The organism is Spirosoma knui, from assembly GCF_054780635.1.
The window spans coordinates 135,538-153,897 of the sequence record NZ_BAAGVY010000014.1; the positions used below are offsets into that span (position 1 = coordinate 135,538).

7 protein-coding genes are annotated in these 18,360 nt (G+C 52.7%); 3 read left to right on the top strand and 4 right to left on the bottom strand.

Features of this window, described 5'->3' with window-relative positions; all coding sequences use genetic code 11:
- Positions 1-115: 115 nt before the first annotated feature.
- A complete protein-coding gene (locus ACYVIY_RS24435) occupies positions 116-2,269 on the top strand; it encodes a tetratricopeptide repeat-containing sensor histidine kinase (RefSeq protein WP_460979127.1) in 2,154 nt (717 codons plus the stop codon).
- Complete coding sequence (locus tag ACYVIY_RS24440; protein ID WP_460979128.1) at positions 2,232-2,876, top strand: response regulator; 645 nt, start codon at positions 2,232-2,234, stop codon at positions 2,874-2,876. The genes ACYVIY_RS24435 and ACYVIY_RS24440 overlap by 38 nt, the downstream gene beginning before the upstream one ends.
- Positions 2,877-3,004: 128 nt before the next feature.
- Here ACYVIY_RS24440 and ACYVIY_RS24445 read toward each other — a convergent pair whose 3' ends face one another.
- Positions 3,005-3,589 (bottom strand): hypothetical protein, encoded by a 585-nt coding sequence (locus ACYVIY_RS24445; protein ID WP_460979129.1) that lies wholly within the window; start codon positions 3,587-3,589, stop codon positions 3,005-3,007.
- Between the two features lie 450 nt (positions 3,590-4,039).
- Positions 4,040-8,380, bottom strand: coding sequence for an NHL domain-containing protein (locus ACYVIY_RS24450; protein WP_460979130.1), 4,341 nt, complete (start codon positions 8,378-8,380; stop codon positions 4,040-4,042).
- Between the two features lie 704 nt (positions 8,381-9,084).
- Here ACYVIY_RS24450 and ACYVIY_RS24455 point away from each other — a divergent pair.
- Positions 9,085-13,161, top strand: a complete 4,077-nt coding sequence (locus ACYVIY_RS24455; RefSeq protein WP_460979131.1) for a hybrid sensor histidine kinase/response regulator transcription factor — start codon at positions 9,085-9,087, stop codon at positions 13,159-13,161.
- Positions 13,162-13,392: 231 nt separating this feature from the next.
- Here the strand turns inward: ACYVIY_RS24455 and ACYVIY_RS24460 are convergent, their stop codons facing one another.
- Both ACYVIY_RS24460 and ACYVIY_RS24465 read right to left on the bottom strand, forming a co-directional pair.
- On the bottom strand, positions 13,393-15,834 hold the full coding sequence (locus tag ACYVIY_RS24460; RefSeq protein WP_460979132.1) for an ABC transporter permease: 2,442 nt from the start codon (positions 15,832-15,834) through the stop codon (positions 13,393-13,395).
- Positions 15,835-15,864: 30 nt separating this feature from the next.
- Positions 15,865-18,312 (bottom strand): ABC transporter permease, encoded by a 2,448-nt coding sequence (locus tag ACYVIY_RS24465; RefSeq protein WP_460979133.1) that lies wholly within the window; start codon positions 18,310-18,312, stop codon positions 15,865-15,867.
- Positions 18,313-18,360: the final 48 nt, after the last annotated feature.

An 18,360-nucleotide genomic window follows, 5' to 3' on the forward strand; every position in this document is an offset into this window, starting at 1 on the left:
GGATGTAGCAAAGGTCCCCTGTTATTCCGGACAACGCCATACCCCTTTCGGGGTATTTTTTGAACTGAGTAAATCTGTTTTTTTTGTTGCCATTCGTTTTGGCCACCCATCTGCAATGAGTTTGGTGAAGCATTTACTTCTGGTCGGGTTTCTGTTTTTTCGGCTCTGGGAAACCCAGGCGCAGTCGTTGCCGGTATTTTCTTCGGATCGACGGACGGACAAAGCTTACATGGACAGTCTATCCCAACTGGTCAAACAGCGCTACCAAACGCTGACCGCTCAACCCCGAACCGCCCGAACCGATACCCTGCGTTTTAAGGCGTTACACTACCTGGGGGACTTGTACCGACGATGGCCGGATCGCCGGGATAGCTCGCTGCATTTCGGGATTGAACTCAGCCGCCAGGCCCGGCTGAGTGGCAATCGTTTCTACGAGGTGATCGGTAAACTACTCACGGAAGAATACTACCGGGGCATTGACTACAACACCCCCCAGGCCCTGAAAATCAACATTGAGCTGCTGGCAAGATTACCGAAAACAAATCAGTACAATAGTCTCCGGTATCATGTTTATCGGAACCTGGCAGGTTTATACGGGGTCTCGAAGGAGTACACCACGGCACTCCGCTATCTGACCGCTGCGCAAAGCCTGCTGAGCAGCGTACCGGCAGCGGATCGGGCTGCGAACCTTAGCCTGCGAATCGACGTGGAGCAGCGGATCGGGGCTATCTACAACCAACAAAACCTGTTTACGGAAAGCGAAAATCATTATAAAGCGGCCGAAGCCTTACTGTCTCAAAGCCGCTCGCAGACTGAACATGGCTACGTTTATGACGATTTAGCCGAATTGTACCTCAAAAACAAGCGGTATGAGCAGGCGCTTTACTATGCCAGGAAAGCCGAACACATCTGGAAGAAAATACGGCCACAGGGTGAATCGAACAGTTGGGGCACACTAGCGTGTATATATATCAGTCTGGAACAGGACGAACTGGCCTTTCAGTACGCTCAGAAAGTGCTACAGATACGTAATCCCAGCCGATTTGTTCGTGAGCAGGCCTATATGGCGCTCTATACCTTGTACGAGCGCCGTCAGGACTGGAAAAACATGGCGCTGTATTATAAAAAATACATTGCTATGCGCGACTCGATAGCTGATGGACAGCGCAGCCTTGAATTGATCTCGATTCAGAAGCAAACCGAGTTCGATCGCCTGAAGCTGGAAAACCAGCAGGCGCAGCAACTACAGGCCCAGCGCTTGCTGACTATGCAGAAACAGGCTGAAGTTGACCGGTTACGGGCCAGCGCCCGGACCGAGGCTCTGGCCCGCCAGGCCAGGGTGAGTGAACAGCAGCGCCTGCTGGACAACGAGCGGGCGGAAATAACGCTGCAGCGCCAGCAAACGGCTCAACGGTTGCAGCAACAAGGGTTTGAACGGCAGGCGCTGGAAGAAAGAAACCGGGCTCAGCAAAACTGGATTCTGTTTATCAGCAGTTTGTCGGTACTGCTGCTGGGAGGGCTGACCTTGCTGCTATACCTGCTGCAACTGCGAAAGCGAAAAGCCGAAGCTGACCTGCGCCTGGCCGAAGAGCGTAAGTCGACCGACGTACGTATTATTCAGAATCAGGAAGAAGAGCGCCAGCGGATAGCCGCCGATTTGCACGATGACCTCGGCGGAACGCTGGCTACGCTCAGTCGCCGACTCAACGATATTCGCCAGCACATCCACGAGCCCGAAATGATTCAGGCGTTCAACGCCGTTCAGCCACTCATCAAAAAAAGCAGCGATGATCTCCGACGTATTGCACATAATTTAATGCCGCCCGAGTTCGGACGCATTGGCCTGCGGAATGCGCTGGAGCAGCTCGTTCAGAGCCAGCCGTCGCAACCAACGTATTTTACTTTTATTACGTCGGGGCAGGAGCGCAAACTACCTCTGGAGGTGGAACTTAACGCCTACCGCATCGTGTCTGAAGCCATTCAGAATATCGGAAAACATGCCCAGGCCAGACGGGCAGCCGTGCAATTGATTTACCACGACGACTACGTAACGATAACCGTTGAGGATGACGGTTTAGGCAGCCGGGCCGCGGCATCAACTCATGAGCAGATGGGGATTGGGTTGAAAAATAGTAATTTGCGCGCCGAATATATTGGAGCGAAATTGTGGCGGGATGTGAATGAAGCAGGCACATTAATCGTTCTGGATATTCCGTATTCAACGTCGGTTTATGCAGCCCGAAGTGCCCACTCGAATTCTCCTGATTGATGATCACCGTCTTTTCAACGATGGGCTGAAAAGCCTGCTGAATGAACAACCCGATCTGACCGTCTGCGGCCAGGTGTTTCTGGCGAGCGACGCCTTGCCGGTTATTCAACGTACCGATCCGCATCTGATTCTGCTGGACATCAATCTACAGGGCATTAATGGCATCGATCTGGGTAAAACCATTGTTGCCCATTATCCGGCTATTCGGGTGGTCATGCTAACCATGTATAATCAGGCAAAACTGCTCGATGAAGTGCAGCGGGCTGGTATGCATGGGTACCTGCTCAAAGAGGCAACCACGGCCGATCTGCTGCGCGGAGTCCGGGTGGTGCTGGCGGGCGGCTACTACTTCGATCCTGCCGTGGCGAGTCCGGCCCAAGTGGTTGAGGACCCCTTCGGCGATGTGTTTGCCCGACGCCTGAATCTGACTTTTCGCGAAGTGGAAGTGATTCGCCTGGTTCGCGAAGGGCTAACCAACGAACAGATCGCCGAGCGTATGCACGTGAGCGTTGAAACCGTAAAAACGCACCGCAAAAACATTCATTTTAAGCTGGGCATCAACAAAGCGACCGATCTGGTACGTTTCGCCATTGAGCATGGGTTGTAGCATTCATCGCTTTCTCAGAAGCCGGAAAATTGGGTAAAAAAGCAAAACCCTCCCATCGAAACGACGAGAGGGTTGCCTACTTTCCCTACATGAGAAAAGGTAATGAACTATGAATTGTGGAAGAATGCTTATTGATTCGCCGTGGTGATACCAAAGCTGCGTTCAGTGTCTTTGATGATGGCTTGCTTTTCGCGTTCGGTTTTACCCACTACGTTCGCCGTCCGTTCGATGACCAGCTCCTCGCCGTCTTTCTTAAAGATGTACTGCATCCACAGCCGACCGTTGGTTTTGTCTTCCCGGAACAACACCGAAGCTGGCGTTACATCGCTAAGTGATAAGGTCGGATCGGTACTTGCCTGAAGCGCCTGATCGGCAGCCTGTGCGTCGCTATTGACCACAACGGCAGCTGTTGCGTCGTCGCAAGACGTTTTCTTGATCCTCGGTTCGCGTTTCCGAACGGCCACCCGTTGGTAAGACCCCGAAAAAGCCTGGTCTAGTGAATCGAGAATGCTGCTTTCCAGCGCTTTTACGGCACTGGCGTCCAGATCTGTTACATCGAATGACCGGTTGTAGTGAAGTGAGTTGCCTGATTGCTCCATATCAACCCGAATACGAAGCTGTCGACCATCGGTCGTAACGATTTTGCTAGACGACCGTTGGGCTACTGCGCTGAATCCAACCGCAAGTAGTACCAGAGTAAATAGCATTTTCATAGATTAGAAAAGAGTTGCGTGCGGTTCGATTAGACAGGTAGTGTTTCTACAGGAAGCGAGTATCGTGCCAGGATAAAAGGCTTCTGATTATCAACGGTATATTATAGTGATAGATGCGTAAAATGTCCGATAGCGGACAAAAATCGTACGGCAACGGACACGTAATTTTACTTATACGAGTCGGTTCGTAGACTTTTGAGAATAGCTGCATAATTCTTAGAACTTCATTGGAATAGATTGAAACAGCTCCTTACTATAATCAATTGATAGTCAGCAAAGGATTGTGCTTAATCTTGCAACTACTTCAAATACCTCTTCTAAATTTCCTGAAAATTAGGAACAGAACTTACGTGGTAAAGTCCCCGCTTAAACACCTGTTGCTACTCATTCACACAACAAGCCCGGAGTTACCAGCACCGGGCTTGTTGTGTGTTCGTCAATAAGAAAGCTCTAAGGCTTGATCACCTTAACATTCTGCCGTTGTACTGGTAACCCCTTGCCTGCTTCGCTAACCACCTGTAGGATGTACACTCCATTGACTTGTCCCTGCATATCCCATTCAATGAGCTGTTGCTTGTCTGCCTGCTTCCAGTGCTGCTGATGAATGGGCTTACCGCTCAGATCAATCAGGTCAACTTGTAAGGAACGGCCTTCGGCGCCACGTACCATGGCCCGGAGCCGGTCCTGCTGGATAGGGTTCGGCGCTAGCTCCACCTGCAAGGACGTTTCCAGCTCAGCTATTTCCCGAGCCCGGCAACTGGCATCAACCGTTAAGCGATAGGGGCCGTAGAGGGTGATGGTGCCTGAGCGATCAGTCACTTTGAGATAGAAATCACCCTGGGTGTTGGTTTGGGCGTTGATGATGGTCAGACTCGACGTAGCGGTGCCTCTGAAGAGCTGGGGCGTCTCCATGATCTTGGGCGTAGTCAGGCTGTTTTTGTACCACTCATACTTAACCGGATCTCCCTCCACCACTACGTTGATTACCGCCGTTCCTCCTCGACAGACCGTTGGGTTGTTGCCGCCCCTCACGGTGGTGGAAGCCGTTGCTGAGCAGCCTTCAGTGGTTGTAATCGTTACTGAATAGACACCAGCTGTCGTTACTCGGGCCGTGTTGGGTTGGCTCAGTTGGGTTGCTCCCTGGCTGAAGCTATAGCTGTAGCCTTGCCCGACTGTGGCCGCCAATATCACACTGGCGTTGGTAAGAGAGAGGGGACCGGAGTTGGTCAGGCTGGCCACTGGCGTGATATTGACGGTCAGGTTGGTGGTGGCTATGGATTGCTGGCCATTGCGCTCGACGGTGAGCGTAAAGGTTTGCACGCCCGATCCCGTAGCCGTTAGATTCTGACTAAAAGCCGTCGTGTTGGCCATACCGCTGAGCGAGGCACTGCCATTGCTTAAGGTATAATTGTAAGAACCCGTTACGCTGCCCACTGTAGCGGTGAAAGTGGCTACACTGCCTAAGCAAACCGTTCCCGGATTGGCTCCCAGACCGGCGATGGTCGGCACAGGATATGATACGTTCACACTAACAGTTGCCGTCTGGATGCAATTGGACCCATTGTCTACTACTACCGTGAAGGTCTGTACGCCCACCTGGGTCAGCGTGGCTGACACCACACTACTGGTAGCTGGAAGGCTTATGCTAGCACCGGCCGGAGCTGTCCAACTGTAGGCGTTGGCGGCTCCTGCGCTGAGAGTCACCACACTGCCTACCGTTGCGGTAGTAGAACTGGAGTAGGCTGTGACGACATCGCTGCCCTGACCACTGGCACAGAAGGCACTGAAAGCTACAGCACTACCCCCACCAGGCAAGCCTGGGTTACCTGTAAATGATTTACTAGGTACCCCACAGAGGGCTGACAAGGAGGCTGGCCAACAGCCACTTAGCTGGTTGTTGTTTAAATAAAGCTGTTTCAGACTGGTTAGGACACTCAAACTCGAGGGGATGCTGCCAGTCAGCAGATTATTTTGCAGATAAAGGTATTGCAAACTAGTTAGAGCGCCCAAACTGGCAGGTATATTCCCACTCAACCGGTTGCCAGTTAGAGAAAGCAGTTGCAGATTGGAAAGCGCACCCAGACTCAGGGGGATGCTACCAGTCAACCTGTTGCTAGATAGATCAAGCTCTTGTAGGTTGGTCAGCGCACCCAGATCTGGGGGAATACTTCCACTCAACAGGTTGCTAGCCAGAGAAAGCTCCTGCAAATCCGAGAGCGCACCTAAGTTCGAAGGGATACTTCCACTCAATGCGTTGCTGCCTAGACGAAGCACCTGCAAATCGGTGAGCGCACTCAGACTGGCAGGTATATATCCACTCAACTGGTTGCTGGCCAGAGAAAGCCGTTGCAGACTCGATAGCGCGCTCATACTCGAGGGGATGGTGCCGCTCAACTGGTTGTTGAACAGATTAAGCCCTGTCACCCGTCCACTTTCACAAGTAACCCCATACCAAGCATTACCTCCGTTACTTGTGCAGGGATCGCAGCCTTGCAGCCATCCTGACTTTTCGCGCCAGTCTGGTCCGTTGGTAGCATTGTAGAGGTCGACCAGAGGCTGATAGTCAGGATGGCTTCCTACTGTCAGGTTGACGCTGGTGCTGGCTAGCTGGCCATTACTCTCCACCGTCAGTGTATAGTTCTGAGAGCCTGAACCAGCGGCCACCACACTCTGGCTAAAAGCCGATGAGGTGGCCGTGCCACTAAGTGAGGCACTGCTGTTGCTTAAGGTATAGCTATAGTTGCCCGTTACGTTGCCCACCGTAGCGGTGAAGGTGGCCACAGTGCCCACACAGACTGTCTCCGGACTAGTCGCCAAGCCAGCCAGGGTTGGCGTGGGATCGTTTACCGTCAGCACATAGGCCTCGCTCACCGCCGAACAGCCGGTGGCATCGGAGACCTTGGCCGTTAGGGTGAAGGTGCCCGCTTGGGTAAGCGTACCCGATAACAGCCCCGTATTATCCAGATCCAGACCTGGGGGTCGACTGTCGTTGGCCAGGCTGTAATTGTAGGGGCTGGTCCCCCCCGAAGCGGTGAAGGATTGGCTAAAAGGTTTGCCCACCATGCCTTCAGCGGTAGCCGGATTGCTGATGGAGATCACAGCGGTGCGGCTCTCAATCGTCGTGCTGGCTACCGCTGAACATCCATTGGCATGCGCTACTGTCACCGAATAAGGACCTGCGACGTCAACCACTGCCATATTACCCGAACCTACTGGGGTCGCGCCTGCACTGAAGGAATAAGAACTTCCGCCCCCGGCCGTCAGAGTAAGGCTGGTCGTTGCGCAACTTAGTGTGCCGCTGGAGGGGGTAAGCGTCGCTACTACTGGGGCATCAGCTATCACCGTAGCTATTGCCGTAGCCGAACAGCCGTTAGAAGTCACCGTCACAGAGTACGTTCCGGCTGTGGCCGAAATGGCCTCTGTGTTGTCTCCTGTATTCCATAGGTAAGTTGTCCCCCCAGAGGCTGTCAGTGTCGTACTTTGACCCGTACATACCGTCAGATTGCCACTAATCGTGGCTGGTAAGTCTGGGCAACGAGTGGTGATGGTAAAGATTTGGGAGACGGACAGGCTGCCTGGATCCGTGGCCACCACGGTGACGCTGCTTACCTCCGTTTCAATAGGTGTACCCGAAATAACGTTCGTTGTCGGCGAGTAAACTAACCCGTTGGCCGGATTGAGGATGACTGAATAGGTTAGCGAGTTGGGTGTTTGGGCGTCGGTAAAGGCATTGGCAGGTAGGGTATAGGAAAACACCTCTCCCAGCGTAGCCGTTTGGGCCGGTATGACCGAGGCCACACTGGGGGAAGTGTTTACAGTCCCTACCCTGCGAATGCGGCTGTTACCATCGCAGAAGTAGAGGTTAGCCGCCCCATCCACCGCCACGCCAGTAGGATCACTTATCTGGGCCGCAGTGGCGGGTCCCCCATCCCCAGAATAGCCAGCGGTGCCAGTGCCTGCTACGGTACTGATAATACCTGTGCTGGCCGTGACCTTGCGGATACGTTGGTTAAAGTAATCGGAGATGTAGAGGTTAGCCGCCCCATCCACCGCCACCCCAGCGGCAAAGTTCAGTTGAGCCGACGTAGCCGCGCCCTCATCTCCAGCGAAACCCTGTTCTCCATTGCCTGCTACGGTACTAATAACCCCCGTGCTGGCCGTAACCTTGCGGATACGGTAGTAATCCGCGATGTAAATATTCCCCGCCCCATCCACGGCCACGCCATTGGGATAAAACAGTTGAGCCGACGTAGCTAATCCCCCATCTCCAGCGGCCCCCGCTCTACCCCCAGTGCCCGCTACGGTACTGATAACGCCCGTGGCGACTGTAACTTTGCGAATGCAGCTGTTCTCAGAATCGGCGATGTAAATATTCCCCACCCCATCTACGGCTACTCCAAAAGGCAAGTTCAGTCGGGCCGACGTAGCTGCGGACCCATCCCCGGCGAACCCCGCTAGCCCATTGCCTGCCACGGTGCTGATAACCCCGGTGCTGGCCGTAACTTTGCGAATGCGGTGGTTATTCACTTCGGCGATGTAAATATTTCCCGCCCCATCCACGGCTACCCCCCTGGGTGTGTTCAGTAGAGCCGCAGTGGCGGGTCCCCCATCCCCGGCAAATCCCTGTGTACCATTTCCTGCCACAGTGGTGGCAACCCCGGTGCTGGCCGTAACCTTGCGAATGCGGTGGTTATTCATATCGGCGATGTAAATATTCCCCGCCCCGTCCACCGCCACCCCAAAGGGGAAGTTCAAGCCGGTTGCTACAGTACTAATGGATTGAGCATACATTTGACACTTTGGTATGACCCATAGGGCCATCAGTAGTAATGACATGCTGAGCCACCCGGTATGCGCTGTCTGGACATACTGGACGACTAAGGGAGGTCCTGAGGAATGCGCCGAGCGTGTGTGAGAAGGGTAGTTTTGCTTCATGAAAGTTGTGTTAATTACTGCTATTGATTGTAAAGAATTCTGATTGACTAATTATTGGTAATAGGCTGGATTGAATACGTAGTTCGTTTACTAATCCCGTGAAGGACAGCAGTAGCTGGTTGAGCGGATTGGTTTCCTAAACAAGCGCGATTGAAAGAGAAAAAAGCGGACGGTTCGGCGGTATTGTTGCCGTCTTGTTCCTCAACATCGTGGAAGATGAGAAAAAGGGGTTTTTAGCCCCGAACGTATTTGCAAGTTTAGCCGGAGGCCCGTAAACCTATGTGCATATTTTGCCCAAATAGATGCACATTTGTTGCACAAAGGCTAAATCGTAGAAAAAATAGGGAAAATAATCCTATTGAATAGGGTGAAAGAGAAAGCTCACTAGTTAAACTACCCTGGTAGCTAATTAAAAGCGATCTGTAGACTCGGAGTAGATCCCTAATCCAGTATGAGGTATAAGATTAACAAAAGGATCTACACCTAGTTTACTCATTCTTATAAAGTGTTGTTTACGTTCAACACTCCATTCTCATAATCTGGCTTTAAACAATTTTAAGTTGAAAGTAATCAGCCTGGTTCTGACTATCCTCTTCGGTTTTTGCTCATTAGCCAGCGGACAACACTTTGGAGCCTCCGTTCAACGATATGGCCCGGAGACTGGGCTGGCGCACCGCGAAGTGAATGCCATTTTCCAGGATCGTCGGGACTTTATGTGGTTTGGTACCAAGTTTGGCCTCAACCGCTTTGACGGCGCTACGTTCACGACTTATACCAGGGAAAAAAACGGGCTTGACTTTGATGACATTCAATCCATCGCTCAGGATGCCGATGGGCTGCTGTGGCTTATGGGACCCGAGGGTAAATCGTCCATTACACTCTTTAACCCGCTAACCGGCGTAGCAACCTCCTTCGAGAAACGCTTCAACCAGCCCCGACGCAACCATCCTCCGGTATTGCCGCAGATGCTGCTACTAAATGGCTCTGATGGAACAATCTTTTTCGTGGATCAACAGCCCGTCAAGCTAAACATGTATCACCCCCGGTCGGGTCTGAAGACGGTGCCACTACCGCAATACACGACACTGATGCTTGCGGCCGTAACCCCACGGAATACCCTTTGGGCCATTGCGAACCAGAAACAAGTAGTGGAACTAGCGCCAGATGGGCGCGTGCTACGTACCTACGACCACCCCGGACCAATCCGTACCTGTTTAGGCCAGCGCCACGCCGGTACAGAATTCTTCTACTGGGTTGAACTGGACAAGCTGAACGCGGGGCAACTGTATAGAATTGATGAGTTGGGCCATCATCAGGAGCAATCTCCTGATCTGATCAAACCAGATAAGCTGCAACGGCGGGTCGCTTATTTCTTTGACCGGAGCGGATTGGTTTGGAATGGCTATCAGTTGCGTGATCCGGCCGGTCGGGTCGTCCTCGATATAAGCGGTCAACTGGCCAGCGGCCAGATTGATAATCGAAGCTTTTTTCGGGACAAAAACGGGAGCTTCTGGCTAGGGACCAGCTTTGGGCTCTACCAGGTCCGAATTAGCGAGAACTATTTTCAGCGCTTGTTCTATCAAGCCGGAACCGGAAAACAGCCCGCTGTCCGCGGCATTACCGCCGTGGGCGATACGCTCTACACGAATCTGGAAAACGGTATAGGTTTTGTCGCCAGCCGTCGTTCGGGGGCGTCGCCCCGCCTGCTGCTGGATAGGCAGCGGTCGTTGATTAGTTTAAGTGGTAACCTGGATGGTAAGCTATACCTGTGCGAGGAAAATACGCTGATCGCCTATGACTACCGAACGACGAAACGTACTGTGATGCCCATACCTGGTCCGGGAGCTATCTGGACCATTCATCCCTTTTCGGCTAATCCCCGACGATTACTGGCCGGTGGCGAACCCGGGTTGTGGTTGGTTGATCCGATTACAAACCACGTTACCTCTTTTCGGAGCTACAATCAGTTTCCTGAGTTAGCTCAGGCCCATGTACTTTACATTGGTACCGACCGACAAGGCACCATCTGGCTTTGTGCCACGACGGGGTTCTACACGATTGATCCTCAAAAGGGCGTTACGGCCCGCTACTGGCGGGGCGGTAAGGGTGCATTTAGGCTACCTGCCGATAGTTACCAACATTTTTACCAGGACTCCCATGGGGTATTCTGGCTGGCCACGGCCAATGCCGGGCTGGTGCGCTGGGATCGAAAGCAGGGCCACTATCACCAGTTCAGGCGAGCCGATGGGTTGAATAATGACAACATTTACGCTGTATATGCTGATTGGCGGGGTCACCTCTGGCTCAGTAGTGATAACGGCATCATGCAGTTTGACCCAATTCGGCTTACCACCCGTACCTATACGGTGCAGGATGGCATTACTCACAACGAGTTTAACCGAATCGCTCACTACCAGGATGCGCAGGGACGGCTGTATTTCGGGGGGCTGAACGGGATAACGGCCTTTGACCCGCACGATTTCGAAGCGGAGCCGCCTTTGCCCTCTCTGCCCCTGCGCGTGGTTTCTTTTCGCCAGTATGATGCCGATCACGACACACTGGTCGACAAAACGGAGGAGCTGATTAAAACGAACCAAATCACGCTGCAGCCCAATGACCGGAGCAGTACCCTCGACTTTGCGCTGCTCAACTACACTGATGCCCAGAAAAACAAGTATGCATACCAGTTCAAAGGGCTGGATGACATCTGGCACGATCAGGCCGAACCGTACCTGCGGCTGGGTAACCTGCCCTACGGCGACTATCAGTTATTGATTCGGGGGCAGGCCGCCGACGGGCGAATGTCGTCGACTACGTTATCGATTGGGGTACACGTACTGCGGCCTTTTTATCTGCGCGGCTGGTTTCTCTTTTCGCTGGCGTTTCTGGTGCTGGGAGCCGTGTGGGGTTGGGGCCGGTGGCGGACCTGGCAACACCAGAAGGCACAAGTCCGACTGCAAACCCAGATCAACGAGGCCACCCGAACTATTGCCCGGCAGGCCCAGGATCTACGGCAGCTCGACGAGACTAAATCCCGCTTTTTTGCCAACATATCTCATGAGTTCCGCACACCCTTGACAGTGATTCTGGGCATGGCTGACAATCTCCGCCAGCGGGCAGATCCCCAGCTACGGCAGTCGGCCAACCTGATTGAACGTAACGGCCGTAATCTGCTACGGCTTGTCAATCAGATTCTGGACCTCTCCAAACTGGAAGCCGGAGCAATGTATCTGCGACCCGTCCGGGCCGATCTGGTCAGTTTCACGCGTTACGTGGCCGAGTCGTTCCACACCATGGCTACCGTCAAAGGCATTCACCTGCATTTTCAGACTGATCAGGAGCGAATTGACACCGATTTCGACAAGGATAAGCTGGGCGATATTCTTACCAATCTGCTCAGCAACGCCCTCAAATTTACCCCCGCCGGTGGACATATTTCGTTTCAACTGACGACCCAGGAGAAATGGCAGCCGTTGGTGAATGGGTACTATGAAGCGGTGAGCCCGATGCTGCACCGCGATGATCCCTGGTTTTCGATTCGTGTCAGTAATACAGGTCCTGGTATCGCCACTCATGACCTATCGCATATTTTCGACCGATTCTACCAGCGTTCCCCGTCGGCGGAACCTACGCAGCCAGTTCCCGAAACGGGCGGAACGGGCATTGGGCTCTCGCTGGTGCGGGAATTGGTGGTGCTGATGAACGGTGGGCTAGCCGTGCGGAGCCAGCCAGGCGAGGGGGCCGAATTCGTTGTCCGGTTGCGCCAGACCCAGCAGGCTCCGGTACCAACGACGCCTGTTAGCGAGCCGGTTACCCCGTATTCCGAGACGCTCGAAGAGGTTGAACCTAAACCTGATGCTGGGGAAGATAAGCCGGTACTGCTGCTGGTAGAAGATAATGACGATGTAGCCCATTATATTGTTTCGTGTCTTCAGACGGATTACCATATCCTCCGGGCTGAAAACGGGCAAGTGGGAATCGATCTGGCTTTCGAGAAAATACCGGATCTGATTGTAAGCGACGTAATGATGCCGATCAAAGACGGATTAGAACTCTGCGACACCCTGAAGAGCGACGAACGCACCAGCCACATTCCGATTGTTTTGCTTACGGCCCGGGCCGCTGCGGACGACCGGATTACGGGTCTACGGCGGGGGGGAGATGCGTACCTGGTTAAGCCGTTTCAGCAGGATGAGTTACTTATTGTGCTGCGTAATCTGTTACAGACCAGACGGCTGCTACAGCATTATTACAGTCAGCGGGCGCTGGGCAACGGGCTGCCTACTGTAGCCCCCGCGGACAGGGCCGATGCGCGGGAAGACCAGTTTGTGGCGAAACTACGCAGCACCCTTGAACTTCATCTGGACAACGTAGCGCTTGATAATGACATGATCTGCCAGCTAATGGGCATGAGCCGGAACTCGTTGTACCGAAAGACAATGGCGTTGACCGGGATGTCGGTAATTCCTTATTTAAGGGCGCTTCGCCTGCAAAAAGCGGAAGAGCTGCTGAAACATTCCGCGTTGAGCATTGCCGAAGTTGCCTATGCGGTTGGTTTTGACAATCCCCGGTACTTCAGTCGGGTTTTTTCGGAAGAAAAAGGAGTTTCCCCCAGTAGTTTTAGAGGCCTGGTGTGACCAATTCGTTCTTCTGTCCGCGTGAACAGTTCTGCTTTTTCGAGACATCATCCCGTCTCTTCCTGCACGTCAACCTGTGGACTACTGTAGTCTACGAAAAAAGGCCAATACGTATCTCGAAAGGTATACGTAATACAGAAACGGCGGGAAAGTTGATAGGTTCAACTTTCCCGCCGTTTCTGCTTCTAATATAACTGTGAAAAACCTGGTGTTAATAGGTTACCACGTCGGCTATTCGGTTCTAAGACTTTTGACGGGATTCAGGAGGGCCGCCCGGATACTCTGAAAACTAACCGTTACAAGGGCAATGCCAACCGCCAGTACACCCGTTAGGGCAAATATCCACCACTCGATAGCAATTTTGTATTCAAAATCCTTCAGCCATTGGGTCATTACGTACCAGGCGATCGGAGAGGCAATGACAAGGGCAATGCCAACCAGTCTGACAAACTCCAGCGAGAATATGCTGAAGATATGGGTTGTTGACGCACCAAGCGCTTTCCGAATGCCGATTTCTTTGGTTCTCGATTCGACCATAAACGCCACAACGCCGTATAAACCTAAGCAACCGATAAAAATAGCGATGCCAGCCAACAAGCGGAATAAAGAGAACAAACGCTCTTCGCTCTTGTAAAAATCATCCAGCGTCTTGTCGAGGAAATCGTACTTGAAAACAAAGTCAGGAAATGCAGCTTCCCAGGATTTCCTGACCGTATTGATTAACTGGCCAACCGATTCGGGGCTACCTTCGCGTGCCGACAATTTAATACCTAACGTATTGTAAGCGTCCCGGCTGGAGGAGATAATACAGGGTGCGGTTTTGCGGTGTAATGAATACGTATTGAAGTCTTTGACGACGCCGACGATTGGTTTCTTTACGGAGTTCGGCCCACCCAGTGCGATCATTTTGCCGATAATCTGCTGCGGTTGCCTGAAGCCGAGCCGCTGCATGAGCGATTCGTTGATCACAAACTCCCGCATGGTGTCGGCGGGTAAGTACATACGACCTGCTATCAACTTCAGACCGTATGTCCGGATGTACGACGTATCGGCAGGACGCATGACCACGCCGTAATCTTCTTCTTTATCGGCGTTCTCGAAGCGGAAGCTGGTCGTCCAGTTGCCATTGGACGACGGAGCCGATATGCCGTAGCTAAGGGACTGAATGGCCGGTAAGCCGACAAGTTTTGCCCGTAGATTTTCGATTTGTCCGGGTTTACGCTCAGGAATTGGTATCGTCAGTACGGCTTCTTTAATGTAGCCTATATCGGCCGAGCGGAAATGCTTCATCTGGCTGTAGGCGATGATCGTGCCGATGATCAGCATTTGCGAAATGGCAAACTGAACCACAATCAGGCTTCGGCGCAGGGTTAGGTGCTTGTTGCCAACAACGCGAAGCTTGCCTTTCAGCGCCAGCACTGGCTGATAGCCTGATAACACGAGAGAGGGATAAAAACCCGCTAAGATGGTAGTCACAAAGGCGAGCACTAGCAGGAAGCCGATGACTGTTGGGTTGATAAGGGATAAGGCGTCGGGCTGGATGTTTAAGAGTTCGGCTATATAAGGCAGGGCCATGTAAGCAACGCCCAATGCCAGCACAATGGCGATGGTGGTAAGTAAGCCCGTCTCACCCAGAAACTGACGCACTAATTGAGTTCGTGAACTGCCCAGCACCTTGCGAACGCCTACTTCCTTTGCCCGACGTATCGCCTGTGCCGTGGCCAGATTTATGAAATTGACACAGGCCGTAATTAAAATAAACAGACCGATCAGGGCCATTGCCCAGATAGTTGTTCGACTGATCGAACGATTCGCATAGTTGCCGGTTCGGGTATGAAAATGAATGTCGGTGAGGGGTTGCAGTTCATAATGCAGATTCTTTATATCCTCCGGCCGAAGATGCTTTTTGGCGAAACCGGCCAGTTTCTGCTCCATCTGAGCGGCTACGGCCGCCTGACCAACGGATGACTTGGGTAAGGTCATGTATAACTGGGCTCCGCTGTAGGTCGACTGCCAGTCGTCCCAGCCGGTGAACGCGCCATATTGCTTCAACGAGGCAAACGAAAGTAAGACTTCAAACGGCATAACCGTCGTAGCGGGCGGGTTCTGCACAACCCCCGTTACCGTAAAATCCATCTTATTTTCGACCCGTATCGTTTTGCCAACGGGATCCGCATTGCCGAAGTACTTCTGCGCCATGCGTTCGGAGAGCACCACGGTATTCAGATTTTTAAGCGATGACGTAGCATTACCCCCCTTCCAGTTGTAATCGAACAGCCTGAAATACTCCGGCTCGACGAAGGCCACCAGACCCCGGCCTTCTTTGAACTTGTTAGCCGCTGAGCCCCCGGCCCGTATCACTACGTCGGCGATTTCGTGCGTGAGCGTAAGGTCATGTTTTAAGTCCGGGAAATCTGTACGCAGGCCAGCCAGCGCGGGTAATGGTGTTCCCATGTCGTATCCACCCGTCGTACCGTTCTCATAGTGAGCCACCAGTCGATAGGTGCGGTCGGCGTTGGCGTGATGGCGGTCGTAGCTAAGCTCGTACCGAATGGCCAGAAAGATCAGCAGACAACAGGCTAATCCGAAGGTCAGGCCAACGACATTAATGACGGTATAATTCCAGTTTCGCTTGAGGGCGCGTAGTGCAGTGGTGAGATAACTTTTGATCATTGATTTGTTGGTGTTTATAACGGAAGGCAACTATTCGGTACGTAAGCTTTTGATAGGGTTCATCAGGGCGGCCTTAATGCTTTGAAACGACACAGTAACGAAGGCAATCAGAATGGCGAGTCCTCCCGCTGCCAGGAACACCCAGAGCGGAATATCGATCTTATACGCGAAACCTTGTAACCATTTATTCATCGCGTACCAGGCAATTGGCGACGCAATTAGAATCGCAATCAACACGAGCTTCAGGAAATCTTTGGCGAGTAGCCCAACAATGTTGGTCACCGATGCACCCAGCACTTTGCGCACGCCAATTTCCTTCGTGCGTTGCTGAGCCGCGAAAGCGGCCAGACCAAACAATCCCAGACAGGAAATCAGGATGGAGATGATCGTGAACGTAGTGACGATGCGCGAGGTTCGGGCTTCGGCCTGGTAATTCTTCTGAAAATCTTCGTTCAGAAAGGTGTATTCAAACGGCTCGTCGGGACGTAGCGTTTTCCATTTCTGTTCAAGGAAACCCAGGACATTGGCTATGTTAGCCGTGTTCACGTGGACGATGATGTAGTTGAAGTTCGGACGGTTATTCAGCATAAAGGCATACGGCTCAATCGTCTGGTGCAGGCCCTCGAAGTGAAAGTCCTTCACTACGCCCACAATCTCATACGGATATGTTTGGCCACCCCAGTCGAAATTGAGCCGCTGGCCGACGGCCTTGTTTTCGGCAATCTGTAGTTTACGTAACGTCGCTTCGTTAACGATCAGCCGGTTATTGGTATCGCCCGGAAATTGGCGGGAGAACGAACGCCCCTGCTTGATTGTAAAGCCCATTGTTGGAAGAAGGTCGTAGTCCACGCGGTTAATGCGAACGTCCTGCCCCTGGTCAACCGTTTGCTCAGGTTTGTGAAAGACCATGTCGCTGAAGTTGGCAATACCCGGATAAAATTGCGTACCCGCAGCGCCCGCAACCTGATTATTGCGTAGAATCTCAGTTCGAAGCGTATTGTAAGCAGCCCGTGCCTCACTGCTCCGTAAGGGTATAGCTACCTGCTGGTCCTGCGCAAATCCGAGCGGTTGCTCCCGCATGAACCGCATCTGTTCCTGAATGATAAACGTTGCCAGCACCAGCCCAACGGATACGACAAACTGAAACACGACTAGCCCGCGACGTAGCCCCACGGCCGACATAGAGTTGATAAACTTGCCTTTCAATACCATTGCCGGATTAAACAACGACAGGTAGAACGCAGGGTAACTACCCGCAACGAGCCCGGTCAGCAAAGCCAGTAAAAGGAACGACCCCGCAATTTGCGGTTCAAACAACTCAAAGACGGACAGCGATTTATTGGTAAGCTGGTTGAATAGAGTTAGGAATACGGCCACCAGGATCACCGCAATGGCCAACGCCAGGAAGGTTAATACCATCGACTCGCCCAGAAACTGCCTGACCAGCGCGCTTTGCTCGGCGCCCATCACCTTCCTGACGCCCACTTCAGCGGCTCGTCTGGCCGATCGAGCCGTCGATAAATTCATGAAGTTGATGCAGGCAATGAGCAGGGTAAAAATGGCGATGGACCCCAGAATATAAAGATACGTAACGCTGTTGGTAGGCGTAACAACGGACTGGAAGTTGTTATACAGGTGCAGGTCGGGCACCTGAACCAGAAACATATCTTTATCAAAGCCCACCGCTTTCAGATCATTCCGGGCGTATTTCTCAATGAAAGCCGGAAACTTCTTCTCCAGTTGCTCAGGATTGGTACCCGGTTTTAAACGAAGGTACGTAATGAACATATTGTTGTTGGCGAAGTCCAGCGGTCCTTCCCGTAAAAAGCCACCAATGCCACCGGCGTAAACAGGCAGCAACAACCGGGCGTCGATATGCGATTGGGCACTGGCATCGCGATAGACACCAGTAACTTTAAAATCTTCACCGGCACCGGCTTCTCCACCAATGCGAATGAGTTTGTTAAGGGCGCTCGCGCTACCGAACAGCTTCTGAGCGACCTCTTCCGATAAGACCACCGAATGCAGATCGGTAAGCACCTGGTTGGGGCTGCCTTCGATGAACTCGTAGGAGAACAAGTCAAAAAAAGTGGAGTCAACCTGATAGGCCTTCGTCTCGTAAAAAGACGTAACGGGTTTACCCGGTTCGCGGACCTGCAACAAGACCTTCTCATTTAGAGGGAACAGGCGGGTCATCTGCGCCACTTCAGCGTATTCGGCTTTTAGCGCCGGTCCATACGGCGCTGAGGCCGAAGGCCATTCTCTGCCCGCATTCTGACCAATTTTTGCTTTGGCCCCTACCAGGTACAGATTATCGGCGTGCTCGTGGTGTTTATCGAACGACAATTCACTACGTATGTACAACAGCAGGAGCATGCAACAGGTCATGCCGATGGACAAACCCAAGATGTTGATGGCCGAGAACGACTTGCTGCGAAGCAGGTTCCGAACGGCAATTTTGAGGTAGTTGCGGAGCATACGGGTATGGGAGAAGAGAGGGAGTAAAGGGTGGAGAGGGCGTGAAGG

Bases quoted from the DNA above. Each gene is read 5' to 3' on its own strand.
- ACYVIY_RS24435 (WP_460979127.1), top strand. From the start codon at position 116: ATGAGTTTGGTGAAGCATTTACTTCTGGTCGGGTTTCTGTTTTTTCGG.
- ACYVIY_RS24440 (WP_460979128.1), top strand. From the start codon at position 2,232: ATGCAGCCCGAAGTGCCCACTCGAATTCTCCTGATTGATGATCACCGT.
- ACYVIY_RS24445 (WP_460979129.1), bottom strand. From the start codon at position 3,589: ATGAAAATGCTATTTACTCTGGTACTACTTGCGGTTGGATTCAGCGCA.
- ACYVIY_RS24450 (WP_460979130.1), bottom strand. From the start codon at position 8,380: ATGTATGCTCAATCCATTAGTACTGTAGCAACCGGCTTGAACTTCCCC.
- ACYVIY_RS24460 (WP_460979132.1), bottom strand. From the start codon at position 15,834: ATGATCAAAAGTTATCTCACCACTGCACTACGCGCCCTCAAGCGAAAC.
- ACYVIY_RS24465 (WP_460979133.1), bottom strand. From the start codon at position 18,312: ATGCTCCGCAACTACCTCAAAATTGCCGTTCGGAACCTGCTTCGCAGC.